This is a genomic window from Shewanella zhuhaiensis (assembly GCF_022484835.1).
GTDB lineage: Bacteria > Pseudomonadota > Gammaproteobacteria > Enterobacterales > Shewanellaceae > Shewanella > Shewanella khirikhana.
In genome coordinates this window covers 134836-161559 of the sequence record NZ_JAKUDL010000002.1, presented here as the reverse complement: position 1 = coordinate 161559, position 26724 = coordinate 134836, and the positions used below count along the sequence as shown (strand labels likewise).

Below are 26724 nucleotides of genomic sequence, written 5' to 3'. Positions count from 1 at the left end.
ACAACCATGAAACGCTCTCAGCCCCATGCGCGGCAACTTCTTTGGCTAAAACGGGCCGCAGTGGAAGGCTCCCGCCTCACCCCGGCGGCGCGCCGCAAACTCTACTTCAAAACCGGCTTTTACAGCCTGGCGCTGATCTGGTGTCTGGTTGCACTGCTGATGTGGCTCACCCCCGCCAAGTACGTCAGCCGCTGGACCCTGATCCTGCCCGGCAGCGGCGCAGGCGCTATGGTGAGTCTCGACAGTCTCGGTCAGGCGAGCGCCTCCACCAGTTCCCCGTATCTGTCATCGGCTATCGACCCAAGGGAAAACTACAAAGCCATTGTGCTATCAGACCCGGTACTAATGCTGGCGGCCGAGCAGCTGAAAGAGTCAGTAGGCGCCTTTGGCAAACCCAAACTCAAGCTTCCCAGCCAAACCGGGCTGATGGAGTTTGCCAGTGTCGGCGCCACACCGCAGCTTGCCAATGCCAGGGCCTGGGCACTGTATCAAAGCCTGCAGCAAACACTGTCGACCCTGAGGCTGGATGAGATTGCCCAGCGCGAAGCCGGTGTGCGTCAGGGGCTCGATGGCTTTGCCGCCAAGGTCAGTGAAAGCCAGCAGCGGATTTTGATGTATCAGTCCGAGCGCGGTCTGGTGTCGCTCGACCAGTTCAAAGAGCTGGCGCTGACCACCGAAAGGTTGCGCCAAAGCCGCACCGGCATTGAGTCTCAGGTGCGCGGTCTCGATGCCAGTCTGGCAACGCTTGAGCGCCATCTGGGGCTGGATGTCACTGAGGCCGCCGCCCTGCTCAAACTCAAAAACGATCAGCTGTTTCAGGCACTCTTGATGTCAGACACCCGTCTTGGTGCCAGCCTGACCGAACTTGGCGGTCGCCTGGGGCCGCGCCATCCACAAATGCAAACCCTCAGCGCCGAAGCGGCCAGCGTCCGCCAGGGGCTGAAACGCCGCTGCACCGAACTGCTTGGTCACTGCGATGTGTCGCGGATGCTGATGCTCTCGGCGGACGATATGGATGGCCGCGCGCAGCTGATGCAGCAGCTGATAAGCCTCGCCACCGAAACCGATGGCAAACGCCGGGAGCTTGAGACCTTAAGTGACGAGATAAGCGCGTGGGAAACCCGCCTCGAAGCCAGCAAGAAAGACGCCGCCAGGCTTGAAGATTTGAACCGCGAGCATCAGCTGGCCACCGCCGTATTCACCTCGGCCGCCGCCAGAATGGATGTGGGCAAGGCCGACATTTATGCCGCCTACCCCATGCTGCAACTGATGGCTGCGCCACAAATGCCCAAACAACCCGATCCCGTGGGGCCGCTGCTGATTTTGGTTGGCGGCATCGCGGCCTCTATCAGCATCATTGCCGGACTGAGCCTGTTATGGATCCGCAAACCCATATTGCACAAACTGCTGATGAGCGCCTGATTTATCGGGCCATCAGCCTCACCTTTGTCGTTTGGCTGCTGGGCGGTCTGTATCTGCTGGCGCCTGTGCTCGGCTGGGTGCTGCTGGCCCGCCTTGTGCGGCGCAAGCTCAGCCAGCCAAAGCATGACAAGCCGCTGAGCTGGCCGCTGTATGCCTGGGCACTGGCCATGGTGGTCATGCTGCTGGCGCTGGTGATAGGCCACCTCACCATGGAGCTTGGCACTGCCAAACTGATTAAATCTTCCATCGGCTGGGCCAAGGGCTGGGCCCTGATGGCGCTGTTTATGTTGGCCGCAGCATTGCCGGTGCGCCCGGAAGTGATTTTTCGCGCCTGCTGCCTGGTGTGCAAACAGGCAGTGCTGTTAATGCCACTGTTTGTACTGGCGTGGCTGCTGCATCTGCCACAAACCCTGTGGGTCTCCCCCACCCAGCTGATTGGTGGCCCGGGGCCGGAGTTTTTCAGCGTCAGTCTCTATGAAATCGACCCCGGCAGCCACACCCCGCGCTGGCGCCTGTTTACCCCCTGGGCACCCGCGCTTGGGCTGATGGGGAATCTGTACTTCATCTGTGCGCTGGAAGAGAAAAACACAGGCTATCGTCGCTGGGGCCTGGCCGGCAGCATCCTGATGATCCTCTTGTCCCAATCCCGGCTCGCTATCGCCTGCGTGGTGCTGGTTATGGGCCTTAGGCTACTGCTGGCAAGCTTTCGCCATCCCTGGGTCTATCTGCTTGCGGCCCCCGGCATGATGCTGGCGGGCTGCGTCGGCGGCGTCATCATCGAGCGGGCCGAGGCGGGAATGCAGGCGGTCAAGGCCGCCCGCGCTGGCTCTACCCGGGTCAGGCAGGCCCTCGGGGATATTGCGCTTGAGCGCTGGTGGAACGAAGCCATCGTCTGGGGTCACGGCATAGTGGAGCGCGGTCCGCACATGGTGGAGTACATGCCCATCGGCTCCCATCACACCTGGTACGGACTCTTGTTTGTTAAAGGCCTGGCGGGCGCCATCGCCCTTGGGTTTGCATTTGGTGCCAGCTTTTTGCACCTGCTGCCCCATGTCAGCCGATTGCCATCGGCGAGGCTTGGACTGTCACTGCTGCTGATGCTGTTTCTGTACACCTTCGGCGAGAACCTCGAGATCCTCTCCTACCTCTTTTGGCCCGCGCTGATGCTGATTGGCAGAGCGCATCTCGACTGTGGCAAAGCCGTTCGCAAAATGCAAAACGCCCGTATCGCCTCGGGCAACAAACAGAAATAATCAATGAATAACAGATGGTTACAAAATACTTTCTGACTGGCACGATTCCTGATTAGTCAACGTGAATCAAGGTTTTCAGGATAAGCAAACAGCTATAGGAGCACCGCGATGCCAACACGCCAAAGGGCCCGCGCCAATGCCAATGCCAATGTGTCAGCCAGTGCCAGAGCCACAGTAAATCACCGCACTCAGTCGCTTGACCATGCTGCCAACAGCCGGGCGGGCTCAGGTGCAGTCAGTGCCATGCTGGGCGGTATGATGTGGCTTGGCAGCGCCCAGGTATTGGGCCGCTGTGTGCGGCTGCTTGGCAGTATCTTACTTGCCCGCATGCTCACTCCGGAAGTGTTCGGTCAGGCCGCCATCATACTCACCAGCTTTGAGCTGATAGCGACCCTTATCCGCCGTATTTCCAGCGCCAGACTGATCCCCATGGACGATACCGACCTTGGCCGCCACCTGCGGGCGGCAACTGTGCTCAATCGTCTGGCCTGCGTTCTCGCCTTCGTTGCCATGAGCTTACTCAGCCTCCCCGTCGCCTTGTATTTTCAGGACTCTTCTTTGCCGGGGCCGATGATACTCATGGCAACAAGCTACTTGTTAATGCCACTTGGCATGCTTCACGCCGCCGTTAACCAAAGGGCCAACCGAATGCGGGTGCTCGGCAGCGCCCTGCTGTGGCAAACCATTGCCGATGGCCTGATGACCATAGCGCTGGCGCTGATGGGGCTGGGTCTGTGGGCAATCATAGTGCCCAAGGTACTGTCGACCCTGGTGTGGGCCGCCATCCACCGCCGCAACAGCCAGGAGCCAACGGCCCTAGTTTCAACAACCAGGTTTTCAACAACCAGGTTTTCAACACAGCCTGGCATCAGCAGCCTGTGGGAGTCCGGCCTGCAAACCGGCCTTGCCGATTTTGTTGGCGCCCTTCGCACGAGCCTGGATGCGCTGCTGGTGGGGGCTTTTCTGGGGCTGCCTGCGCTTGGGGTGTACTTTTTTGCCAGCAATGCCGCACTTGGGATCACCATGGGCATCATTCAAAGTTTTGGTACCGCCTTTTACAGCCGACTTTGCAGCCAAAAGCCCCAGGAGCGGGTGAGCTTTGTCGGCGGACTGATGACGGTATCCCTGCTCACCAGCCCTTTGATTGCGCTGCAGTGCCTGCTTGCCCCCTGGTATGTGCCACTGCTGTATGGCAGCCACTGGGTGGATGCCGGTGCCCTGCCGATTTTTGTGCTGCTGTGCCTGTCGGGTCTGTGCCGACCTCTGGGCGAAGCGGCAAGCCAATTGCTGCTCTCCCGTGGTCTGACTCGGGAAAACTTGCTGATGAATCTGTTATTCAGTGCCTTGCTGTGTGCCGGGCTTGTGCTGGCGGTGCAGTTTTCCCTGCTGGCGGTGGCAGCCACAGTGCTCAGTATTTATGGCCTTGGCATGCCATTGATGGCGCTCTATGCCAGCCGCCGCTGCCGTGTTCAAAGCGGTAAGCAACAGTGCCGGCAACACAATGCCTTTGCCAATTCATCCCCATCATCTGCCCCCAGCGAGGAGGTACACCATGACCCCCAGAGTCTCAGTCGTAATGCCCGTGTATAACGTGCAAGCCTTTGTAAAAGAGGCCATTCAGTCGGTACTGGATCAAAGCTTTCTTCACTGGGAGCTCATCATAGTCAACGACTGCTCCACCGATCGCAGCCTGCTGCTGTGCCAGACATTTCGCGATCACCGTATTCGCATCGTCAACCACCCCCACAACAAGGGGCTCGCGGCGGCGCGCAATACCGGCGTGCGCCATGCCATAGGTCGCTATGTGGCGTTTCTGGACTCGGACGATCGCTGGCACCCAGACAAATTGCGGCTGCATATCAACCATTTGGATGCAAACCCTGCGGTGGGGATAAGCTTCAGCCGTTCGAGTTTTATCGATTATCTGGGCCAGCCCATACATTGCTATCAGATGCCACAGCTGACCAATATCACTCCGGCGCACCTGCTTTGCCGTAACCCGGTGGGCAACGGCTCGGCGCCGGTTCTGAGGCGGGAAACCTTAACGGACATTCGCTTTCAGGCACTCAATCACAGCGAAGACTACTCCTGCTACTTCGATGAGAATTTCCGCCAATCGGAAGATATCGAATGCTGGCTGCGGATCCTCGCCACCACCAGTTGGAAAATGGAAGGGATCCCCGAGCCGCTGACCTTCTATCGCCTCAACCATGGTGGTTTGTCGGCCAATCTGCTCAAGCAGCTGGAAAGCTGGGAAAAAATGGTCGAAAAAGCCCGCCGGTTTGCCCCCAAACTGCTGAAACGTCATGAGCGCCATGCCAGAGGTTATCAGCTGCGTTATCTGGCACGGCAGGCTATCCGCCTGGGGGATGGCGCCATGGCGGTGAAGCTGTGTAATAAGGCGCTTGTCACCGCCCCCGGCATCCTCACCCATGAAACCGGCCGCACCCTGTGCACAGTGGCGGCTGCCTATCTGCAATGGCTGTTGCCCACCAGCCTGTATTCCCAGTGCGAACGCCTCGGCCAGGCGCTGGTTGGCTGGCAGCAGCAGCGGCGGATCCGTGCCGATGGGGTCCAAAGCTCGCTGCTTTAAAGCCGATGGAGTTCAGGCTGCCCGCACTGCTGGCCGCCTGACATCCCATCAAGACCAGGCCTTAAAGCCACGAGCCAGCGCTCGGTTTCGTCTTTCGCACGCCCGCATTCCGGGCGTTTTTCATTTTGCAAGCCGCATCGCAAATTGCATTATCGCGCCAACAAAACATCATAACCAGCTGAATATAAAGGAAATAAAATATGGCATGCCATGTGCTATCTCTCCTGTGACACTAGGGAGGACATACCATGGCCGCAAGAACACCCCTGACTATCCCCAGCAGACCCAAAGCGCTGTGCCGTATCATCGATGGGCTGCTGGTCATCACAGTGTTGGCGCTGATTTTCCTGCCGCTGCTTATGCTTTGCTGTTATCGGTTACTCAAAGGTGAGCAGGCACTGGAACGCATTCATTTGGTTGGTGCCAATTACCGGCCTATGTCGGTACTGCGGGTTCGCGGCGACGGTCTGCTGCCAGCCATGAGTGAGCTGCTGTGGGTGCCTTGCGGCGGACTTGCCCTCCTCGGCGGCCCATTGCAGTACCAGGGAATGCGCTATGGCCAATATCGCGCCTGGCCCGGGGTTATTGCCCTTGAGGATGTGCTGCGGCGTATGGGGCTTGGTTATCAGGACGACAGCACTGAGCTGAAAAGGCTTCATGCCAGCGCCACCGCTTATCTGATGGGCCTTGGCCGGGCGCTTTTGTGCCTGCTGCTGGTTCCTCGGGTTCATCCGGGCATGCGGCGGGTATCGCTGTTTGGCATTGGAATAGACAACCTGTCGATGCCAGGCCTTATCAGCCAGATTGCCATCAAAGCCGGCGCCAGAGTCAATTCCAATAACAAATTTACCGATAAAGCCAGGGCCACAGCCAAGCCAGAGCACTACGCCTTTATCAATACCGATTGCCTCAACATTGCCGCCAAAGACACCGAGTACCGTGCGTTATTGGGCAATTGCGATGGCGTGTTTGCCGACGGCATGGGCGTGCGCCTTGCCTGCCATCTCACCGGCCAGGGCCTGCGGGACAATCTTAACGGCACCGATCTGTTCCCTCTGCTGTGCCAGCGCCTTGCACAGGAAGGATTGAGCCTCTTTCTCCTTGGCGGCGCCCCGGGGGTAGCCGATGCAGCGGCGAAAAAGATGCAGCAGCAATATCCTTCTCTGACCGTCAGCGGCGTGCACCACGGCTTTGTTGAATCAGATGACTGGCCGAAGGTTATTGAGCAAATCAATCAAAGCGGCGCCGCCGTGCTTTTGGTCGGTATGGGAGCGCCGCTGCAGGAGCGCTGGATAGCGAGCTTCGCCAAACAGCTCAACGTGGGCGTTGCCTTGGGTGTGGGCGGTTTGTTCGACTTTTACTCGGGCCGTATTCCAAGAGCCCCCCAATGGCTGCGCCAACTTGGTTTTGAATGGGTATGGCGCCTGATACAGGAGCCTGCGCGGATGTGGCGCCGCTATCTGATTGGCAATCCGCTGTTTTTACTGCGGGTGCTGGCCGAGCGCCGCCGATTGCAGCAGGCCCCCAAACCACAAACCCCGCTGCCCCAGCTTGGCTGGCAGGCAGGCAAAGTCCAGAGCCATCGCCCCCATCAACTGCGCCTGCTTTGTGGCCGCATTGGCAAACGCAGTCTGGATATCCTTGTCAGCAGCCTGGCACTGTTGCTGCTTACCCCGCTGTTTTTACTGGTGGCGCTGGCGATACGTCTCGAAAGCCCGGGGGCGGTACTCTACAGCCAAACCCGCGCCGGTGCTGGCAACCGCCCTTTCACCATGTGGAAGTTTCGCTCCATGTATTTGGATTCTGAAGCCAGGCTCGCCGCCCTGCAAAACAATAACGAGATGAGCGGCGGCGTGCTGTTCAAGATGCGCCGCGATCCGCGTATTACCCTGGTGGGCCGCTTTATCCGTAAGGCCTCCATTGATGAGCTGCCTCAGCTTTGGAATGTGCTCAAAGGCGATATGTCGCTGGTGGGCCCCCGCCCGGCGCTACCAAGGGAAGTCGAGCAGTACCCCGCCAATGCCCGCCAGCGCCTGGCGGTCAAGCCGGGGATCACCTGTATCTGGCAGGTATCCGGCCGCTCGGATATCCCCTTCGACACCCAGGTTGAGCTGGATCTGGAGTACATCCACACCCAGAGCCTGTGGGCAGATGTGTGCCTGCTGGCCAAAACTATTCCGGCGGTGCTGACAGCCCGCGGCGCTTACTGAGGAGCCGATTATGGAAGCCATTGTTTTTGCCAATCGCCATGGCCGGGAACTCAAGCCCCTGCACGATCACTACTGCCCTGCACTGCTGCCCGTGGCCAATCGGGCGCTGCTTGAGTACACCCTTGACGACTTAAAAGAGGCAGGAATTCATAAGGTAAGGCTGATAGTAGGGCCGATGGCGGATGCCATTGAGGCGCTTATCGGCGATGGCAAGCGCTGGGATTTACAGGTGAGCTATTTCTTGTCCCACCCGCAGGAGTCCCCCGCCAGATTGCTGCCACGACTGGGGCTTGATGACGACAGCCAGTATCTGTTTGTGCGCGGCGATATCCTGAGAAGTCCCTGCATCAAAGGCTATCTGGCCTTCGCCCATCGCCTGGGCGCCGAGCGGCTCATCCCAAGGCTCGACCGCCGCTCCCCCGGGCTTTGGTGTGGCCAGCCCAGTCCACTGGCGCTTACCCAGCTTGCCTGGCCATTGAAAATGCCGCGACCAGACAGCAACAGCATCGTGGAAGTGCTGCACGGCCATTGCAGCCACTTTGAGGACTTAAGCGCCTTGATGGATACCAGTCGCCTGCTCGCCATGGGCCGATTTACCGGCCTTAGTCCCAGAGGCGCCCGCCGCCCATCGGGCAATGCATCTTTCCCCTTTTATGTTGGCGCCCACAGCCGGGTGCCAGGGCTGCACTTTCAGCAGGGTTTTGGGATTATCGGCGATGACTGCTCGCTGGATGCCAGCGTGCGTCTGGAGGGCATCAATGTGCTCGGTGATGGGATGATTGCCGCCCGGGATGTGGTCATCAACGACAGCCTGATCCTCGCCGACTCAGCCCTTGGCAAGGGCTTGTATCTTAAAAACAAAATTGTCTCCCGCGGCCTGCTTATCGACCCGGTGAGTGGCGGCGCCATTGACGTATTCGACCCAGCCCTGCTGGGGGACAGTCGCCGCGTCCGGCAGGAAAGAGCATCTATTCAAAGCACCCTGACGGGCCTGACCCTGCTTGGCCTGTTGCCACTGTGGCCGCTGGCAGCGCTGACGGCACGGGCGCTGCAGCTAAGTTTGCCTGCACCGCTGCCGAGTATCTCACAACTGCTGCGGGGAGCAACCACCCTGCTTGGTCCCGCGAATGTCTCCCAGTCTGCGCTGGCATCAGCCAGCCCTGCTGGCAAGGCCAAACCTATCAAGCTGCCCCGTCAAACCGGCTCAAAACACCAGCCGGAGCAAAAGCCCGGTCTCTTTGGCCCGCTGCAACTTGGCCTGCTGGCGGATGCGCCAGCAGAAGAGCAACTGCTGGTCAATCAGGAGTTTGCTGCGCTTTCCGGACTCGGGCGGGCAAAACGCCTGTGGCAATGGCTGTATCTGCACCTGAAAGCATCGCTAAACCCGGCGCATAAAGCCGGGGAGGCAGAGATGTCAGCCCTGTTGGAACCACAACCCCTTACCGCAGATATCCAGTTTGCCCATGCAGGCCGGCAGCCGCTTGAGACGGCCAATGACAGCCATATGAATTCAGGCCACCGAGCCCAATAAGGAGCCTTACCATGACTACCATCATCACCTACGGCACCTACGATTTATTCCATTACGGCCATGTGCGCCTGTTTGCCCGTCTGGCAGCGCTGGGAGACCGGCTGATTGTTGGCGTATCTACCGACGAGTTCAATGCCATCAAAGGCAAGGCGGCGTTTTTCAGCTATCAGCAGCGGGCCGAAATTGTTGCCGCCTGCCGCTTTGTTTCAATGGTCATTCCCGAAACCCATTGGGACCAAAAAGTCCGGGATATCAGTGGCTATGGCGTGGACGTATTTGCCATGGGCGATGACTGGCAGGGCAAGTTCGACCATCTCTCAGCCCTGTGTAGAGTCCTGTACCTGCCCCGCACCGAATATGTGTCCACCACCGAGATCCGCGCCAGTTTGGGGGCGCCTCATCTGTGAGCTGAAATCGGTACGCAAAAGGATTCGGGAGGCTGGATATGGCAGGTTTCGGGGTAAAAACACTGACTTTTTATGGTGCCAGGCTGCTTTGCAAACTGCTCTACGGCTTAAGCGGCCTGTTCCCAAGACAAGCGGGTAAAGTGTGCGTCGGCGCATACCAAAATCGTTTTACCGATAACAGTAAATACCTGTATTTGCACCTGTCGATGCTACAGCAGCTTAAGGTTATCTGGATAACCGGTGACAGCGAACTGGCTGCAAGGTTAAACGAACAGGGTCTTCATGCCGCAGAGCGCTGGTCACTTAAGGGGATCTGGCACGCGCTGACCGCAGGCACTTACCTGTACAGCGCCTATGTTGGCGATATTAATCAATGGCTTGGAAAAGGTGCCCGCAGGATAAATCTGTGGCACGGCTCGCCGATGAAAGCGATTGAATTTGATATAACCACAGGCCCCATGGCCGAGCGCTTTCAGCCCCCTTATGGGCTGTTGAAACGGCTCAAGTACCATCAGGAATACTTAAGGCCAGATCTGATGTTGGCGCCAAGCGAGCCGGTAAGAGCATGCTTTGCCTCGGCATTCAGGCTGGCAGAAAGTGACATAAAGCTCGCAGCTTACCCAAGAAGCGCCTTTTATCAGCGCTATCCAACGGCCAAACCTGCACGGCCTGCCAGCTGGCGCCCAAGGCTTATTCTCTACGCACCCTCCTGGCGCGATGGCGGCACAAAACATGGGCTGGATACGCTGCTGCCGGCGGCAACGCTTGCCCCCATCCTTGAGCGATTGAACGCCACACTGCTGCTGCGTTTACACCCCAACGATGTAAAAAAAGGCATCAAACTGCCGTCGCACCCGCAAATAGTGGACATCAGCAGCCGGGAAGATGTGTACGATTTACTGCCCGAGCTATCCTTGCTTATCAGCGACTATTCATCGCTTTATATCGATGCACTGCTGTTTGACGTGCCGCTGGCGTTTTATCGGTTCGATGAAGCCGAATACAGGCAGTGCTGCCGCAATGCCTATCATTTCGCCGATGCGCTGGAGCCCCCCGGCCCCGTGGTGCACACCCCGGATGAGCTGATTGCACTGCTGCAGCAACAGGACTGCCTCACCAGAGCCAGCTCGGCCGAGCTGCGCCACCACCACAGGCAGCTCTATTGGCAAGAGCCACTGGCTGACCCCTTTGCGATTATCGAAACTGAACTTGGGCTGACTACAGCGGAAAATCAACCTGAGGTCGGTTGCAGCCACCCCAGTGATAGCTTAAGCTGAACCCTTGAAATAAATACTGTTATCAAGGCGTTAAGATGAAAGCGTTTAAACAGACACTGTGGATTGCCCTCCTGCCACTGGCGCTTGGCGCTTGCTCAGAGCCTTCAGCGACAAAAGAGCCTTCAGCTCAAGAGCAGCCCCCTGCTCAACAGCAACAAGACACTCCGCCAGGGCCTGCGGTCTCGATCGAAACACCAAACAGCGCAGAAGCCCTGCCAGTTGGTGACAGCAGCCGCACCTCCCTGGACTGGCCCGGCAGCTATGAAGGCGTGCTTCCCTGCGCCAGCTGTGAAGGCATAAGCACCCGCCTGGTACTCAATGGTGATGGCACTTATCTGCTCGAGACTCAGTATCTGGGTGAGCAGGAAGCCGGAGCCGAGCCCAAGGTATTTGAAGAGCGTGGCAGTTTCAGCTGGAACACCAGCGGCGGCGCTATCCAACTTGAAAGCGGCGCCTGGTATCAGGTAGGTGAAAATCAGCTGTTTATGCTGGACCGTGAAGGCAAACGCATCACGGGCGCCCTTGCTGACCACTATCGCCTTGGCAAACAGCCATAACGCTGTGGGCAATAAACAAAAACGCGCCCGAAGGCGCGTTTTTGTTTAACACTGATAGTCAGGGATGGTAGAAGCCAAGATACCAGTCGGCAAAGGCCTTTACCCCCTCTTCAATTGCGACCTTCGGGCGCACGCCCGTGATAGCAAATAAGTCTTCGGTATCGGCCCAGGTGGCTTTCACATCGCCATCCTGCATCGGTAAAAACTGCTTGATGGCCTTACGGCCAAGGGCATTTTCAAGGGTTTCAATAAAGTGCATCAAAGACACAGGGCTGCCGTGGCCGATATTCAGTACCCGGAATGGCGCTGAACTTTCCGAGCTTTTGCCGCTTTCCACCGACCAAGCTGGCGATACCTGCGGCGGCAGCGGCAACACACCCACCACGCCTTCAATGATGTCGTCGATAAAGGTAAAGTCGCGGCTCATATCGCCCTGATTAAACACCTTGATGGGCTCTCCCGCCATAATTGCTCTGGCAAACAGCATGGGTGCCATATCCGGCCTGCCCCAAGGGCCATAGACGGTAAAGAACCTCAAGCCGGTGCAAGGTACACCGTAAAGATGGGCATAGCTGTGGGACATCAGCTCATTGGCTTTTTTGGTGGCCGCATAGAGGGAAATGGGGTGGTCGACCGAATCAGTCGTTGCGAAGGGCAGCTTTTTATTCAGCCCATACACGGAGCTTGATGAAGCATACACCAGATGCTTTACTCCGCTTTGGCGGCACCCTTCGAGAATGTTGAGGTGCCCCACCAAATTGGCATCGGCGTACGCGTGGGGATTGTCGATGGAGTAACGCACCCCGGCCTGAGCACCAAGATGCAACACCCAATCAGGCTTTAAAGTATCGAAAAGTGTTGCTATCGCGCTGCGGTCAGCCAGCTCCATCCGCTGAAACTGAAATTCAGCATGCGCTTCAAGCCCGGCGAGGCGCGCCTGCTTTAACGAGACATCGTAGTAATCGTTAAGATTATCGATGCCATAAACCCTATGCCCTTCGGCAAGCAGCCTTTTGCATGCCGCGGCGCCAATAAAGCCAGCAGCGCCCGTTACCAATACTGTGCCGGAGTGACTCACTTAATTCCCCTTACACGGCCATCAATCATCAGAGTACCTTGCATCAGAGTACCTTGCATCAGAGTACCTTGCATCAGAGTACCTTGCATCCGAGTACCTTGCGCACATCGGCATGCTTAACCGAGCGGCCGCGGCCAATGCCGTAATAGGCAATGCCCTTGGCCTCAAGCCGGGCCGGATCGTACAGGTTGCGGCCATCGAAAATCACCGGCTGCTTCAAAAGGCGTTTGATTTCGCTGAAATCAGGCGCTCTGAAACTCAGCCACTCGGTACAAACAATAAGACCATCGGCGCCGCTGAGGGCCGCTTCCTTGGTGCCCAGCAGCTTAAGCTCGTCACGTACACCGTAAATGCGCTGGGCTTCTGTCATGGCTTCAGGGTCGAATGCCTGCACAGTGCCACCGGCCGCGATAATCGCTTCAATGACCACCCGGCTTGGCGCCTCACGCATGTCATCGGTTTGAGGCTTGAAAGACAGCCCCCATAGCGCAAATACCAGCCCGGTGAGATCGTCACCAAAGTGCTGCTTCACCAGTTCAGGTAAACGCTGTTTTTGCTGATGATTTACCGCTTCAACCGATTTCAGCACCCGTGCATCAACACCGATTTTTTCGGATGTTTTCACCAGCGCTTTCACATCTTTCGGGAAACAGGAGCCGCCGTAACCGCAGCCAGGATAGATAAACTGATAGCCGATGCGCGGATCTGAGCCTATGCCCTTGCGCACCATTTCAATATCGGCACCGAGATGCTCGGCAATATTAGCCATCTCGTTCATAAAGGAGATTTTGGTCGCCAACATGCAGTTGGCAGCGTACTTGGTGAGTTCGGCGCTGCGTACATCCATAAACAGCATGCGGTCGCGACTGCGGTTAAAAGGCGCGTAGAGTTCACGCATCACCTCTTCCACTTCATCGCTGTGGGTACCGACAATAATGCGGTCAGGGCGGCGACAATCATCCAGCGCCGCCCCCTCTTTTAAGAACTCAGGGTTCGACACCACTTCGATGCAAATATTCAGATCCCGCGAGGCAAGTTCGGCTGCAATGGCATCCCGCACCCTATCAGCGGTTCCAACCGGCACTGTGCTCTTGTTCACCACAATTTTGGGGTCAAACATATGCAGGCCTATGTCCTTGGCTACCCCAAGCACGTGAACCAAATCGGCGCTGCCATCTTCATCAGGTGGTGTACCCACGGCGATAAAAATCACCTCGCCGTGATTAACACCGGCCTGAGTATCTGTGGTAAAGGTCAGGCGATGCTGCGCCATCTGCTCTTTCACCAGAGTCTCAAGCCCCGGCTCATAGATGGGAATATGCCCCTGCTGCAGCCCGATGATTTTGGCTTCATCTATATCAACGCACAGCACGTCGTGGCCCACTTCAGCCAGCACAGCACCCTGCACCAGGCCAACATAGCCAACACCAAATACGGTTACCTTCATCCTTGCTCCGAACATTTAACGTACGCACACGGCAAAAGCATGCCATACCATTTGCAGCAAGCATATGACAAACAGGATAAAAATGAAATTCAGGCGGGAATTAATGAGAGGACAGCTTACAAATCCACGAAAGCCATACCCAAATTGTCTTTCTCTGAAATAAGCGGCGACCTTGAAAGCGGCCAGTCTATGGCAAGCACAGGGTCATCCCAGCGGATACAACGCTCGGATGCTGGATGATAAAAGTCGCTGCATTTGTAGCTCACCAAGGCCGTTTCTGAAAGCACATAAAAACCGTGGGCAAAGCCTTTAGGGATAAAAATCTGCTTATGGTTATCACTGGACAGAACCTCTCCAACCCACTTGCCATAGGTAGGCGAGCCTTTGCGGATATCCACCGCGACATCAAAGATTTCGCCCTGCAGGACCGATATCAACTTATCCTGAGGATGCTGCTCCTGCCAGTGCAACCCGCGAAGCGACCCCTTGACCGAATGCGACAGGTTATCCTGCACAAAATCCACGGGCGCAACCGATTCGGCAAACCGCTGCTGTTGAAAGGACTCCAAAAAATAGCCCCGCTCGTCCCTGAATACCTTGGGGATGATAAGCTTAACCTCTGCTATCGCGGTGGCTAACACCTGCATGACACGCTCCTACCACTCAACACTATTAACCTGAACATTAACCAGCGCATTAACCTGAACACTTAATTGAACCCTGACCTGAACACTTGCCTGAACACTGGACTGAACACTGGCCTGAGCATGAACCCAAGCCGCCTCACTACTCTGCCTGACGGGCTTTTGATTCAAGCATCCCGGTTAACGCCAAACGCCAATCGGCGGACTTTATTGCAAAAGTTGCGTCGATTTTAGCGCAATCAAGCCGCGAATTGGCGGGCCGAAGTGCCGCAGCGCCAAATTCAGCGGCGCTGATGGGTATCAGCGCTGGACTGGGCTTAATCACACCAAGGCGCTGCGCCTCAGAAAAAATGGCCTTGGCAAACCCGTACCAACTGATAAAAGGCGCACCGCTAAAATGATAGGTTCCCCAAGGGCAGTCGCTTTGCTGGGCACGCAGCGCAAGCTGCCATATCGCCAGCGCCAGGGACGATGCCGGAGTCGGCGCGCCAAGTTGGTCACTTACAATCCTAAGCTCAGGCTTAATGGCGGCAAGTGAGAGCATGGTATTGACGAAATTTTTACCCTGCCCGTCAAAAATCCAGGAGGTTCGCACAATCAGATGTCGCTCAGCATGGGCTGCAATCAGCTGCTCACCTTGCCACTTGCTTTGCCCATACACAGACAAGGGCGCAGGCTCATCATCCTCGCGATAAGGGCGACTAAGATGCCCATCAAACACATAATCGGTAGAAAGATGAATAATTGCTGCATTAATTTCAGCGGCGGCGCGGGCAAGATGCCCACAGGCATCTGCGTTTATCACCCTGCAGATAGCTTGCTCGGATTCAGCCTTATCAACGGCTGTGTAGGCGGCGCAGTTGATAATAAGCGCCGGTTTATGGTCTTTTATATACCCAAACAAGGACTCGGGGCGCAAAAAATCCACCTCGGCTTTCGTGGGTGTCAAAAGCTGGCAGGTCGATGGTTTACACGCCTTGAGCGCCCGCCCCACCTGGCCAGTTGCGCCAAAAATCGCTACTTTCATGGACTAATCATCACTCGCCGTATTGGTAGGCATAACTGCAGCCTCCAAAGACGAGCTCCCCCTGATGGGCTGTGGCTCAAACGTCAGTAACTGCAACAGATACTCACCATAGCCGCTATGGCTTAGCGCCGATGCCTGCTCTTTCATCTGCTCGGCGCTTATCCAACCCTGCCGATAGGCAATTTCTTCGAGACAGGCAATCTTGAGCCCCTGGCGCTTTTCGATGGTTTGCACGAAATGCCCGGCTTCCATCAGCGCATCATGGGTGCCGGTATCAAGCCAGGCAAATCCCCGTCCGAGCAAACTGACATTAAGCTGACCCCTTGTCAGATAGGCATTATTGATGTCGGTGATTTCAAGCTCACCCCGGGCCGAGGGTGTGAGGGATTTGGCTATCTCAATCACCTGATTATCATAAAAATACAGCCCCGTAACTGCATAGTGAGATTTGGGCGACAAAGGCTTCTCTTCGATGCTGACAGCGCGGCCGGCGCTGTCAAACTCGACCACACCAAACCGCTGGGGGTTAGTCACATGGTAGGCAAATACCGTAGCACCCTCAGAGCGCGCGGCGTCGTGCAACTGGCGCGAAAAACTTTGGCCATAAAATATATTATCGCCAAGAACGAGGCATACAGAATCGTTACCAATAAAGGCTTCACCTATGATGAAGGCTTGGGCAAGACCATCGGGGCTTGGCTGCAAGGCATATTGCAGCGTGATACCGAATTGGCTGCCATCACCAAGTAGACGCTGAAAACCTGCTTGGTCTTCTGGAGTGGTGATAATCAGAACCTCACAAATTCCGGCCAGCATTAATACCGATAATGGATAGTAAATCATTGGCTTATCGTAAACCGGAAGAAGCTGCTTAGAGACTCCCATCGTGATGGGATAAAGCCGCGTACCCGAGCCACCAGCGAGAATAATTCCTTTCATTAACGCTTTGCTCCGTATTGCTGCTCAATCCAGTTTTGGTAGACGCCACTCTTAACGTTGTTGGCCCACTGCTCATTATCCAGATACCACTGCACTGTCTTGCGAATGCCTGATTCAAAAGTCTCTTGTGGCTGCCAATCCAACATCGTACTCATCTTGCTGGCATCGATGGCATAGCGACGATCGTGGCCGGGCCTGTCCGCCACATAGGTAATTTGCTCACGATAGGAGCCCGCCTTTGGCACCATCTCGTCCAAAAGGTCACAAATCGTATGCACCACATCGAGGTTTTGCTTTTCGTTGTGGCCGCCGATGTTATAAGTTTCGCCCACGTTTCCGTGGGTCAAGACCCTATAGAGCGCCCGGACATGATCGTCCACATACAGCCAGTCGCGAATTTGATCGCCCTTGCCGTATACAGGCAACGGTTTGCCTTGCAATGCGTTCAGGATCACCAGCGGTATGAGCTTTTCCGGATACTGATGAGGACCATAGTTATTAGAGCAATTGCTTAGCACCACCGGCATACCATAAGTGCGATGCCAGGCCCGCACCAGATGATCGCTAGCGGCTTTAGAAGCCGAATAGGGACTACTGGGCGCATAGGGCGTGGTTTCTGTAAATAAGGGCAATTCGGGATACGGATTCTGGGTGTCGGCATTCGGCTCCCCCGTCACGGGCCCCGAGTCAAGCGCAATCTCGCGGCTAAACTCATCCGGATGGGGCAAATCACCATAGACCTCATCGGTGGAGATATGGTGGAAGCGAAAAGCCGCCTTGCGCATGTCATCAAGCCCAGTCCAATACGCTCGGGCCACTTCGAGCAAGGTAAAGGTGCCCACTATGTTTGTTTGAATAAAGTCAGCGGGGCCGGAGATAGAACGGTCGACATGGGACTCCGCCGCTAAATGCATTACCGCATCGGGCTGAAAGGCTGCAAATATCCTTTCAAGTTCAGCATAATTAACTATATCAACAACTTCGAGCCGGTATCTGCTGTTATCGGCCACTTCGGCAAGCGAACTCAAATTAGCTGCATAGGTCAGCTTATCGACGTTCACCACCGTGTGGGCAGTATTCTTGATTAAATACCGGATAAGCGCTGAGCCGATAAAACCGCAGCCACCGGTGACAAGAATGTTCATGGACAACCTCATAAATGCAGAAGGCTACTCTTTTAAATTCTAGGTTCTAGGTACTAGGTTCTAGGTTCTAGGTTCTAGGTTCTAGGTTCTAGGTTCTAGGTTCTAGGTTCTGCCTATAGTGAACGTTCGCTAGCTCACTCACCAAACGCTCGATAACTACTCCTGCGTTATCCTACTTCCTAACTCCTGCGTCCATGCAGTCGCGCGCTACAGAAACTGCAGAGCGTGTTTCACCCTTCCAGATTCCAGAAGCCCGCATTGCGGGCGCTCTGTAGGCCGCTGGCCGTTCTGTATTCTGTAGCCACGAAGAGGCGTTCTAAAAGCCCATAGGGCGCTCGGCAGCCGCAGGCCGTTCTGTACGCCCGCTGCGCGGGCGCTCTGTCAGCTGGCCTCGCCAGCTGCCTTAACCGCATTGGCAATAAGCTCGGCATATTGATTGGCTTTCACAGCCTCTTTGGCCTCTACCATTACCCGAATAAGTGGTTCGGTACCGGACTTACGCAGTAGGACCCGTCCACTTTGACCGAGCTCAAACGTTGCAGTGGCAACGGCATCTTTAACTGACGGATGCTCGAGGGCTACTGCTGCATCGCCAGTTAAGCGTACATTAATCAGCACCTGCGGGAACATCACCAATCCGGCACGCGCCTGCGCTATGGTCTGGCCCGACTCAAGCAAGGCGCGCAGCACCTGCAATGAGGCAACAATGGCATCACCGGTAGTAGCAAAGTCGAGCGTTAAAATATGGCCCGAGTTTTCACCGCCAAGGCGCCAGCCGGTTTCTTTCAAAAGTTCCACTACGTAACGGTCGCCAACCTTGGCGCGCTTGAATGGAATGCCAAGCCCAGTCAGTGCCTGCTCAAAGCCAAGGTTTGACATCAGGGTACCCACCACACCACCAAAGGCTTCGTTACGCGCCTTTGCTGACTTGGCAAGTATGTACAAAAGCTCGTCACCATCAACAACAGCGCCACTGCTGTCGACCATCATCAGGCGGTCGGCATCACCATCAAGCGCAATACCCAAATCCGCTTCGTGCAGCATCACGGCCGTTTGCAGGCTGTCCATGTGGGTTGCACCGCAGTGATCGTTAATGTTTACGCCATCGGGCTTGTCGTTAATGCTGATAACGCGGGCGCCCAGCTCCTGATACACCTTTTTGGCAATGTGATAGGCCGCGCCATTGGCACTGTCTACTACCAGAGTCAGGCCATCGAGTGACAACGTATTCGGGAAGGTGCCCTTACAAAATTCAATATAGCGGCCTGCGGCGTCCTCGATACGGCGCACCTTGCCAAGTTTTGCCGGGTCAACACAAACCATGGCCTGGTTCTCTATTGCATCAACCAACAAGCGCTCAATCTCAAGCTCCTGCGCATCATTAAGCTTGGTGCCGGTTTTTGAGAAAAACTTAATGCCATTATCGTAAAACGGATTATGTGAAGCACTTATCACCACCCCGGCATCGGCGCGAAAGGTCGAGGTCAGATACGCGATAGCAGGCTTAGGCAACGGCCCGGTCAATGCCACGTTTACACCGGCGGCACAAAAACCCGCCTCCATGGCAGACTCGAGCATATAGCCGCTCAGGCGCGTATCCTTACCGATAATCACTTCTTTGGTACCGGAGGCAGCCATCACAGTCCCGGCCGCCCAACCAAGTTTAAGTGCAAAATCGGGCGTTATCGGAAACTCACCTACCCTGCCGCGAACACCATCGGTGCCAAAATACTTCCTTGACGATTCTCTTCCCATAAACGGATTCCCCAGAAAAACAAAAGCCGGGCATGCCCGGCCGAAAAACGATTAAAACAAGAAACATAGGTGTTAGGTTCTAGGTTCTAGGTTCTAGGTTCTAGGTTCTAGGTTCTGCGAATACCGAACGTACGCAAGCTCACTCACCGAACGCTCGATAACAGCTCATGCGTTGTTCCAAGCCCTCCGTCCATGCAGTCGCGCGTACGGAGAAAGCAGAAAGCCGAAAGCCGAGAGTCTTGCTGCTCGATTCCATAAGCCCGCAGCGCGGGCGCTCTGTAGCGGCGAAGCGGCGTCCCGTAGGCCGCAGGCCGTTCTGTAGCCACGAAGTGGCGTTCTGAAAGCCCGCAGGCCGTTATGGCGCCACGCAGTGGTGCACTACGATGCGCCTTTTATCGCCACCAGATTTGACTCGAGGTTGGTAGCGGTCAGGTCGTTCTGTTTATTCAACCACACCAGATCGCAAATCCCGTCTGTGGGATTAAAGCCGGTGGGCGCTTTAAGCAATAACTCACGAATGGTCTCGTGGTCGAACGCATGACAGGCCATATCGAGTTTATCAAGCACCACTTCAAGCTCATCCCAGGTCAAAAAGACTTCGCTCGCGGTCATAATGCGCTCGTGTCCTGTACCTTCAACGTTGTCACCAATGAGCAGCTCTTCATAAAGCTTTTCGCCGGGGCGCAGGCCGCTGAACTGGATCTCGATATCACCATCAGGGTTAAGGTCATCCTTCACCTCAAAGCCTGACAGCCTAATCATTTTACGTGCCAAATCAACAATCTTAATCGACTGCCCCATATCCAGCACGAACACATCGCCGCCCTTGCCCATAGCCCCAGCCTGAATAACGAGCTGAGATGCTTCAGGGATGGTCATGAAAAAGCGGGTGATCTCCAGATGAGTCACAGTAACCGGGCCACCATTGGCAATTTGTTTGCGAAACAGCGGTACAACCGAACCACTGGAGCCAAGCACATTACCAAAGCGCACCATACAAAAGCGAGTTGCACTTTGCTTTTTAGAAAACGCCTGCAATACCAACTCCGCCATCCGCTTGGTGGTGCCCATCACGTTGGTAGGCCGCACCGCTTTATCGGTTGAAATCAGCACAAAGGTTTCGACCCCGGCCGCAATCGCTGCCTCGGCGGTATAAAGGGTGCCAAATACGTTGTTGCGAACCCCTTCAACCACGTTGTGCTCTACCAAAGGCACGTGCTTATATGCCGCAGCGTGGTAAACGGTTTGAACCTTAAAGGCGTCCATCACCGCCTGAACCCGGTTTTGACGCTGTACTGAGCCCATCATCGGGAAAATATCAACTTTCAGGCCAAGTTCATGCTTGATGGCCTGCAGCTCACGCTCGATTGAATAAAGCCCGAATTCAGACAGTTCAAACAGCACCAGTTTGCTGGGTGAAAGGCGGATGATTTGCCGGCAAAGCTCCGACCCAATCGAGCCACCAGCGCCTGTCACCATCACCACCTTGCCGGTGATATTGGCTTGCATCAAATCAGTTCGAGGCGCAACCGAGTCGCGGCCAAGCAAGTCCTCAATCTCAACTTCTTTTACGTCACTGAAAAGCTTATTACCACTGACCAAATCGGCCATGGCAGGCAAAGTCATCACTTTTACCGACAAAGGCTCAAGCGTTTGCAATATCTGCTGGCGGCGGGCGCGGCTTGCGCTTGGCATGGCCAGCAACACCCGGGTCGCCTGCTTTTGCTTAATGAGCTTTCTGATAATGGATGGCGAATGCACATGCAGCCCCTGAATGACGGTGCCATGTAGGGTTTCATCGTCGTCAACAAAGGCAAACGGATGGTACTCGTGGCTTTGAGCAAGAGCCATTGCGGTTTGCCTTCCGCTCACTCCAGCACCATATATGATTACTGGCTCGCCGCGCCGGTTAATACCGCTACCTACCATTGATCTCATCATGGCACGGGACCCGCCGACAAGTACAAGTGCGAATACTGAATAAATAAAGGGTACCGTGCGAGGGAGATCCACTTGTAGAACGTAAGCTAAGGCTAACATAGCTATAGTGCTTATAAAAATACCTATGGAAACAGCGGTCAAAGCTTGGTAGCTTAAATACCGCAATACTGCTCGGTATAAACCAAGTTTAATAAATGCGATAATACTTAATGGGCACACAAATGTGACCAATAACCAATACTGACCAATCGAAAAGACATCGAATGTGTCAAGTCTCATTATCAATGCGGACCAAAATGAGAGGACCAAAAACAGAGAGTCTAGGACCACACTCACAATGCGCTTTTGAAGTCGATTTAGAGAAAACAAGAGTTGTAGAAAGGCCATAGATTGTAATCCTTAGACTCACATAAGAAAGAAGATACACGAACGTGGGAAAATATGAAACAGGTACAAATAAATCGGAAAATCCACCTATTACATTAAGGCATTTAGCTAAGAACCAGACTGTTATTATTTTCGTAGATTTAAAATCTTATAGATCTCAGCACAAACTGCACCTGTAGCGTCCTTGCAGCCGTGAATAAAATTGTGTTCTTCTGGCCTAGAAAAAAAATTGATTTGTTCATCAAGCAATTGACCAAGAGCCTCTATACTACTCGCGCCTTTTGAAATACCCATTTTACTAAAAGGCGCATCTTCTGTGAAAATAGAACAATCCACTGAAATAACTTGCTTTCCTACTAAACTAGCTTCAAGTCCGACGGTAGAGGCAGTGACTACGACTACATCAGATGCGTGGACTATCGAATATAGCTCGTCGATTTTCTTGCTATATATTACGTTTTCAGACGAAATGAACTGCACGTTTTCACTTGGATGATACCTCACAGCCAAATACACACCCTGTTTATCTCGAACATAGTCCCTAAGATAATGTTCTATATTTCTGGGTAAATCTGGTTCACCGACTCGATTACAAAAAGGATGCATCACGGGCTCAGGCTGAGAAGCATAAAGTATCAGAACATCACTAGAGCTCAAGCCATGAACGCTACGAAGCTCTCGACCTTTATCAAAATAACGCTCGTCGTATACCGCATCAAAAGCAGGGTTCCCTGTAACAACAACCCTGGAGAAATCGCATCCATTTTTAACAAAAAAATCCTTAACTGAATCATTTAAAACGCAGATTTTGGTAGCGTAGTTTGGTTTACAAATCCATGCAGCCTCTTGCAGAGCAAACATATCCACCATACAAATGGAAGATATTCCAAGAAACGCCGCTGCGTCAAGAGCAGCCTTTTCTGAACGAGGTGAATTAGTAGCCAAAACAAGGTCAGGTGAAAGGTCCTTCAAAACACTTTTGAAAAACTCTATTGGATAAAAGGACTGTCGTCCCTTATCCATCCAGATATCCCAAGCAGCTGTCCCATGGTTATTTTTAAGCTCAGAAAAATTAACTCCATGGTAGGCGAAAGATTCATATTCTGGAATTGCGGAACTTAGCTGGGCCCCAGCGAGTAACTGTTTACCTAGGGCGATGTGGTCATCGGTTGAGAAATCGGAATACGAAATGTAGTCAACGCCTTCTGAATCCAATACTGCCAAAGCAGTAGTCAATCCGAATACTACTAATTCAATATTAGCTTCCGACCTAAGTCGCCGAATAATTGGAAGTAACATCTTAATGTGTCCACCGCCATAAGCAATAAGGAAAACCTTGTTTTTTTTAACCATATATAATCCAACCACAAAACCTTAAACTACCGAAAGCCTAGTCTCAAAAATGGCTTCTCGATGTACTTAAAAGAAAGGAAACAAACAAGAAATGTAGAGAATGAAGCAACACAAAATATCGATACCGCACTAAAGTTTTCTCCAAGCAAAAAATCCACAGGAAAATACACCAAAGGATGAAGTATGTATATGGAGTAACAATGATCGCCTAGCCAAGATAAAATACGATGAGACCACCCAGACAGAATTGGGTTCACATAATAGTAAATAAGCAAAAACAAACAAACTAAAGAAGTCAAAAATACTCTTCCCCACCCTCCGAGCAACTCCGACTTACCGATATCGACTGGATAAAAGGTAAAAACGAAAAAAAAGGACACAAGTGTAAGCCAATAAATTCTAGGGCTTTCGCTTGCTGAGGGCCTTATATAATGACCAATAAGAACTCCCGAAAAGAAAAGGAAGAAATGATTTGCGGGATGAACATACAAATGCCAAGTTTCAGAAATATTACCTGCGTGCTCTATGAGAGAAAGAGCATAATATAAAAATATTACGAAAGACGAACAATATAAAAACCATAGAGCTTTGTAAAGCCGATTCTGAATGAGTAGCACAATTAATGGGAAGAGAAAATAAAAAACCATTTCATTACCTATAGACCACCCCCCAATTGGAACATAACTATCTGGTGAAAAAAAGCCGAAGAGCAGCGTAACATTCAGAAGAACCTCAACTGTATCCAAATGAAGTTGCTCGCCGAGGATCACACTTTGAACTAGTTTATAAAAGATGGTTACTATCACAGCAAAAAAATAAAGAGGCCATATTCTTAGAATCCTTTTTAAATAAAAATCTTTTATTACAAAAGAACTATGACGAAGATAAACAACACCTAAACTCATTCCACTTAAAATATAAAATACGGCGACAGCATAAACTCCTAACTTTCCTATTAAACTTGAATTCGCTAACTCTACCCCCTGCCATGACAAATAATGGAAAATCATGATAGAAAGTGCCATAAGCCCTCTAAAATAATCTAAAGAATAATATCTCTCTTTATTCACATGATTCTCCTAAATATATTCCCAAACGCACGAACCAAAACTATTAAAAGACACAGAGCATAAGAGATTAGTCCTACCCCCTCGAAAAAAATCAGCGGCATTCCTCCAAAGAAGAATAAAGTCGCTCTATTAGAAAATCTAGAACTGCATGCACCGGATAGTACAACGAATAAAAGAGCAATAGTCACAATACTATAAATAAAGAGTCTACTATATTGCTGATGCTCTATAGCTACATAGAATGTACTTCTTTCAAAAAAACTACCGTTAGAGACAGAACCGGCTGAACTGAACATAAATTCGTATTTGTGAACCAAGGAGCCTAGAAAGCCTATCAACATAACAATAAAAACAGGTATAATTAAAGGGTAATTTCTTTTCAAATACTTAAAAGAGCTCATTACACCGAATATCCACCCCACAACAATTCCAGAACTAAGATTAGCAAGAAGCGCAGAAAATATAAGTAAAAAATATCTTCCTTTGTCAAAAAACAAACATATATAAAGATACCCTAAGCCAAGCATCCCTAGAACGGTTCGGTAACTAAGCAGCAAAGGAAAAAATAACAATAACAAACCTGAGAAAACGATCACCCTATCTTTAGCCAAAAATAGAGGGAGCATATAAACAAGATAAATTAGGGCCTCCGAATAACCAGACCAACCATTTATGTAAGCTAAATAGAATGGAAAAACTACAAATAAGCGAAAAGAATGGATAACAAACAATGGAGAGAATATTGAACCAGTATTATAATTTGCGAATACATAGCTTACTTGTGAGTAAAAACCATCATTGTAAACATCCTCAAACATCGTGACATTCAAAGAACCTGCCAAAGTTACATAAACAATACAAAAAAGCATAGAGCAGAGTCTATGCTTTTCCAAATGACAACTAAGCTTCATACCGATAATCCGGTAAAAACTGTCTAAACCAGACCTCAAGAGCCATTAAAGCTCGAATCTCCCTTGTATAATTATTTAACCCTTTACAATGTTCTTCATACATTGAAAGAATAAATTTATAATCAAAAATATTTCGAGATTTAGCTTCATCAGATAGAAGCAAATCATATACCATGTCTTTAAGTTCATATTTCAACCATTCACCTATAGGAACGGTAAACATCTGCTTTTTCCTGTATGCGAGACCCTCACCAATAAGAGGACTTACAGCTTTCTTATAAATATATTTAGTTTCACCATTATTTAACTTCATTGAACCTGGCATAGAAAATGCCAATTCTATCATCCTGTAGTCTAGAAAGGGGGATCTGTTTTCTATAGACACGGCCATTCCCATCCTATCAGGCTTAACCAAGTTATTTCCACTAAGGAGTAACATAGTGTCAACATAGAGAACTTTGTTAATTCTATCGTCATCATTTAGCTCAAAAAATCTACGACTGATTAGATCCCGAGTGTTAGCGAAGGTGTTATCTATCTGGGTTGCAGTGTTTAAAAGCCTGGATCTTGATTCCTCGCTGAATAGCGTCAGCGAGTTTATAAAAGCATCAAAAAACTCATCGTCAGACAGATTAGGATCGGTAGATTCGAATAACTCTCTGTATTTATCATAACCAGCAAATAACTCATCGGCCCCATCTCCGGTTAAGACCATTTTGACTTTCTTTGATGCTAATTCCGCTACCTTGAACGTAGGAATAAATGAGACATCTCCATGTGGTTGGTCGCAATGGAATATTACTTTGCCCCAGTATGATAACAAATTAGGACTTACTTTTTCGCACTCATGCTCAGTTGAAAATCTTAAGGCAGCTTCCATTGCAAAGGGGGACTCATCATATTTGTCTTCATTAAAACCAATAGAAAAAGTCTTGACCGGGTAGGCAAGATGTTTAGCCATAAAACCCACAACCGTTGAAGAGTCTACGCCACCTGAAAGAAAGGCGCCAAAAGGGACGTCAGACCTTAACCTCAACCTTACGGCATCATCTATTGTTTCATTAAAGCGATCTACCCACTGTTCCTCAGTAACTTTATCATGAGTTCTACCATCCAAACTCCACCACTGATAACTCTCTGAACCGTGGGTAGATACTTTAATATAGGTGCCGGGAAGCATATGAATCACGCCTTTAAACATAGTTAGTGGCGCAGGAACGTAATTATAAGCCAGATAACAATCCAATGCATGTAAATCTAATTCTCGCTTTATAGGAAAATTAAGAATTGATTTGATTTCAGATGAAAAAATAAAGTCATCCGCATCTTGATAGTAATATAGTGGCTTTTCTCCAACTCTATCTCGGATAATAAAAAGCTCATCAATTCTAGCATCATAAATTGCTATCGCAAACATACCGTTTAGCCGGCTAACAAAGTCTATGCCATATGTAAGATAAAGATTCAAAATAACTTCGGTATCGCTATGAGTTTTGCAGCTAAACTTAGTGTTACTCAATTCTTCAGCTAGTTCGATGTGATTAAAAATCTCACCATTTTGAACAACTACGACTTTTCCATCATCGGAATAAAAAGGTTGGGACCCACCTTCAATATCAATTATCGCAAGACGTTGATTCCCGAGGGCAACTCTGTCTCCAAAGTATATTCCTTGGCCGTCGGGGCCTCGATAATCGATAATATCTCCCATCGACCTTATCGTATCTTCTGCCATCTCTATTTCATTAAACGAAAAATGCCCAAAAATACCACACAT

The 26724-nt window shown here is 52.1% G+C and carries 21 protein-coding genes; 9 read left to right on the top strand and 12 right to left on the bottom strand.

Annotated features, from left to right (window positions below):
* Positions 1–6 precede the first annotated feature (6 nt).
* The 9 genes from MJ923_RS06285 (at position 7) to MJ923_RS06245 (ending at position 11250) form a co-directional block, all read left to right on the top strand.
* Positions 7–1422: a GumC domain-containing protein gene (locus tag MJ923_RS06285; RefSeq protein ID WP_240590375.1), complete on the top strand. Its 1416-nt coding sequence runs from the start codon at positions 7–9 to the stop codon at positions 1420–1422.
* Positions 1377–2675, top strand: coding sequence for an O-antigen ligase domain-containing protein (locus tag MJ923_RS06280; protein WP_240590374.1), 1299 nt, complete (start codon positions 1377–1379; stop codon positions 2673–2675). Before MJ923_RS06285 ends, MJ923_RS06280 begins: the two co-directional genes overlap by 46 nt.
* Positions 2676–2783: 108 nt before the next feature.
* Positions 2784–4265 (top strand): oligosaccharide flippase family protein, encoded by a 1482-nt coding sequence (locus tag MJ923_RS06275; RefSeq protein ID WP_240590373.1) that lies wholly within the window; start codon positions 2784–2786, stop codon positions 4263–4265.
* On the top strand, positions 4228–5268 hold the full coding sequence (locus MJ923_RS06270) for a glycosyltransferase family 2 protein (RefSeq protein WP_240590372.1): 1041 nt from the start codon (positions 4228–4230) through the stop codon (positions 5266–5268). Before MJ923_RS06275 ends, MJ923_RS06270 begins: the two co-directional genes overlap by 38 nt.
* Before the next feature lie 248 nt (positions 5269–5516).
* Entirely contained in the window at positions 5517–7478 is a 1962-nt protein-coding gene (locus MJ923_RS06265; RefSeq protein ID WP_240590371.1) for a WecB/TagA/CpsF family glycosyltransferase, read from the top strand.
* A gap of 10 nt (positions 7479–7488) precedes the next feature.
* Positions 7489–9009: a sugar phosphate nucleotidyltransferase gene (locus tag MJ923_RS06260; RefSeq protein WP_240590370.1), complete on the top strand. Its 1521-nt coding sequence runs from the start codon at positions 7489–7491 to the stop codon at positions 9007–9009.
* Between the two features lie 11 nt (positions 9010–9020).
* Entirely contained in the window at positions 9021–9416 is a 396-nt protein-coding gene (locus MJ923_RS06255) for an adenylyltransferase/cytidyltransferase family protein (protein ID WP_240590369.1), read from the top strand.
* A gap of 38 nt (positions 9417–9454) precedes the next feature.
* Positions 9455–10693, top strand: coding sequence for a CDP-glycerol glycerophosphotransferase family protein (locus MJ923_RS06250; protein ID WP_240590368.1), 1239 nt, complete (start codon positions 9455–9457; stop codon positions 10691–10693).
* 35 nt (positions 10694–10728) lie between these two features.
* Positions 10729–11250, top strand: coding sequence for a copper resistance protein NlpE (locus MJ923_RS06245; protein ID WP_240590367.1), 522 nt, complete (start codon positions 10729–10731; stop codon positions 11248–11250).
* 58 nt (positions 11251–11308) lie between these two features.
* On the opposite strand, the gene MJ923_RS06240 is transcribed toward MJ923_RS06245, so the two are convergent.
* The 12 genes from MJ923_RS06240 to asnB form a co-directional block, all read right to left on the bottom strand.
* Positions 11309–12328, bottom strand: a complete 1020-nt coding sequence (locus MJ923_RS06240) for an NAD-dependent epimerase (protein ID WP_240590366.1) — start codon at positions 12326–12328, stop codon at positions 11309–11311.
* A gap of 73 nt (positions 12329–12401) precedes the next feature.
* The gene (locus MJ923_RS06235) at positions 12402–13775 is read right to left on the bottom strand and encodes a UDP-glucose dehydrogenase family protein (RefSeq protein WP_240590365.1); all 1374 of its coding nucleotides are present in this window, start codon (positions 13773–13775) and stop codon (positions 12402–12404) included.
* 116 nt (positions 13776–13891) lie between these two features.
* Positions 13892–14422 (bottom strand): dTDP-4-dehydrorhamnose 3,5-epimerase, encoded by a 531-nt coding sequence (rfbC, locus tag MJ923_RS06230; protein ID WP_240590364.1) that lies wholly within the window; start codon positions 14420–14422, stop codon positions 13892–13894.
* Between the two features lie 139 nt (positions 14423–14561).
* A complete protein-coding gene (gene rfbD / locus MJ923_RS06225; RefSeq protein WP_240590363.1) occupies positions 14562–15446 on the bottom strand; it encodes a dTDP-4-dehydrorhamnose reductase in 885 nt (294 codons plus the stop codon).
* Between the two features lie 3 nt (positions 15447–15449).
* The gene (rfbA, locus tag MJ923_RS06220; RefSeq protein ID WP_240590362.1) at positions 15450–16385 is read right to left on the bottom strand and encodes a glucose-1-phosphate thymidylyltransferase RfbA; all 936 of its coding nucleotides are present in this window, start codon (positions 16383–16385) and stop codon (positions 15450–15452) included.
* On the bottom strand, positions 16385–17530 hold the full coding sequence (locus MJ923_RS06215; RefSeq protein WP_240590361.1) for a dTDP-glucose 4,6-dehydratase: 1146 nt from the start codon (positions 17528–17530) through the stop codon (positions 16385–16387). The genes rfbA and MJ923_RS06215 overlap by 1 nt, the downstream gene beginning before the upstream one ends.
* 381 nt (positions 17531–17911) lie before the next feature.
* Positions 17912–19285 carry a phosphoglucosamine mutase gene (gene glmM, locus MJ923_RS06210; protein WP_240590360.1) on the bottom strand — a complete coding sequence of 458 codons (1374 nt, stop codon included), beginning with the start codon at positions 19283–19285 and terminating at the stop codon, positions 17912–17914.
* A gap of 378 nt (positions 19286–19663) precedes the next feature.
* Entirely contained in the window at positions 19664–21613 is a 1950-nt protein-coding gene (locus MJ923_RS06205) for a polysaccharide biosynthesis protein (RefSeq protein WP_240590359.1), read from the bottom strand.
* A gap of 126 nt (positions 21614–21739) precedes the next feature.
* Positions 21740–22966, bottom strand: coding sequence for a glycosyltransferase family protein (locus MJ923_RS06200; protein ID WP_240590358.1), 1227 nt, complete (start codon positions 22964–22966; stop codon positions 21740–21742).
* A 26-nt stretch (positions 22967–22992) separates the two neighbouring features.
* Positions 22993–24036: an acyltransferase family protein gene (locus MJ923_RS06195; protein ID WP_240590357.1), complete on the bottom strand. Its 1044-nt coding sequence runs from the start codon at positions 24034–24036 to the stop codon at positions 22993–22995.
* Positions 24033–24947 (bottom strand): hypothetical protein, encoded by a 915-nt coding sequence (locus MJ923_RS06190; protein WP_240590356.1) that lies wholly within the window; start codon positions 24945–24947, stop codon positions 24033–24035. The genes MJ923_RS06195 and MJ923_RS06190 overlap by 4 nt, the downstream gene beginning before the upstream one ends.
* Positions 24937–26724, bottom strand: coding sequence for an asparagine synthase (glutamine-hydrolyzing) (asnB, locus tag MJ923_RS06185; RefSeq protein WP_276313009.1), 1788 nt, complete (start codon positions 26722–26724; stop codon positions 24937–24939). The genes MJ923_RS06190 and asnB overlap by 11 nt, the downstream gene beginning before the upstream one ends.

What these genes read in the sequence shown, in the direction of transcription:
- MJ923_RS06285 (WP_240590375.1), top strand. Translation starts at nt 7, where the DNA reads ATGAAACGCTCTCAGCCCCATGCGCGGCAACTTCTTTGGCTAAAACGG.
- MJ923_RS06280 (WP_240590374.1), top strand. Translation starts at nt 1,377, where the DNA reads ATGGATCCGCAAACCCATATTGCACAAACTGCTGATGAGCGCCTGATT.
- MJ923_RS06275 (WP_240590373.1), top strand. Translation starts at nt 2,784, where the DNA reads ATGCCAACACGCCAAAGGGCCCGCGCCAATGCCAATGCCAATGTGTCA.
- MJ923_RS06270 (WP_240590372.1), top strand. Translation starts at nt 4,228, where the DNA reads ATGACCCCCAGAGTCTCAGTCGTAATGCCCGTGTATAACGTGCAAGCC.
- MJ923_RS06265 (WP_240590371.1), top strand. Translation starts at nt 5,517, where the DNA reads ATGGCCGCAAGAACACCCCTGACTATCCCCAGCAGACCCAAAGCGCTG.
- MJ923_RS06260 (WP_240590370.1), top strand. Translation starts at nt 7,489, where the DNA reads ATGGAAGCCATTGTTTTTGCCAATCGCCATGGCCGGGAACTCAAGCCC.
- MJ923_RS06255 (WP_240590369.1), top strand. Translation starts at nt 9,021, where the DNA reads ATGACTACCATCATCACCTACGGCACCTACGATTTATTCCATTACGGC.
- MJ923_RS06250 (WP_240590368.1), top strand. Translation starts at nt 9,455, where the DNA reads ATGGCAGGTTTCGGGGTAAAAACACTGACTTTTTATGGTGCCAGGCTG.
- MJ923_RS06245 (WP_240590367.1), top strand. Translation starts at nt 10,729, where the DNA reads ATGAAAGCGTTTAAACAGACACTGTGGATTGCCCTCCTGCCACTGGCG.
- MJ923_RS06235 (WP_240590365.1), bottom strand. Translation starts at nt 13,775, where the DNA reads ATGAAGGTAACCGTATTTGGTGTTGGCTATGTTGGCCTGGTGCAGGGT.
- rfbC (WP_240590364.1), bottom strand. Translation starts at nt 14,422, where the DNA reads ATGCAGGTGTTAGCCACCGCGATAGCAGAGGTTAAGCTTATCATCCCC.
- rfbD (WP_240590363.1), bottom strand. Translation starts at nt 15,446, where the DNA reads ATGAAAGTAGCGATTTTTGGCGCAACTGGCCAGGTGGGGCGGGCGCTC.
- rfbA (WP_240590362.1), bottom strand. Translation starts at nt 16,385, where the DNA reads ATGAAAGGAATTATTCTCGCTGGTGGCTCGGGTACGCGGCTTTATCCC.
- MJ923_RS06215 (WP_240590361.1), bottom strand. Translation starts at nt 17,530, where the DNA reads ATGAACATTCTTGTCACCGGTGGCTGCGGTTTTATCGGCTCAGCGCTT.
- glmM (WP_240590360.1), bottom strand. Translation starts at nt 19,285, where the DNA reads ATGGGAAGAGAATCGTCAAGGAAGTATTTTGGCACCGATGGTGTTCGC.
- MJ923_RS06205 (WP_240590359.1), bottom strand. Translation starts at nt 21,613, where the DNA reads ATGGCCTTTCTACAACTCTTGTTTTCTCTAAATCGACTTCAAAAGCGC.
- MJ923_RS06200 (WP_240590358.1), bottom strand. Translation starts at nt 22,966, where the DNA reads ATGGTTAAAAAAAACAAGGTTTTCCTTATTGCTTATGGCGGTGGACAC.
- MJ923_RS06190 (WP_240590356.1), bottom strand. Translation starts at nt 24,947, where the DNA reads ATGAAGCTTAGTTGTCATTTGGAAAAGCATAGACTCTGCTCTATGCTT.
- asnB (WP_276313009.1), bottom strand. Translation starts at nt 26,724, where the DNA reads ATGTGTGGTATTTTTGGGCATTTTTCGTTTAATGAAATAGAGATGGCA.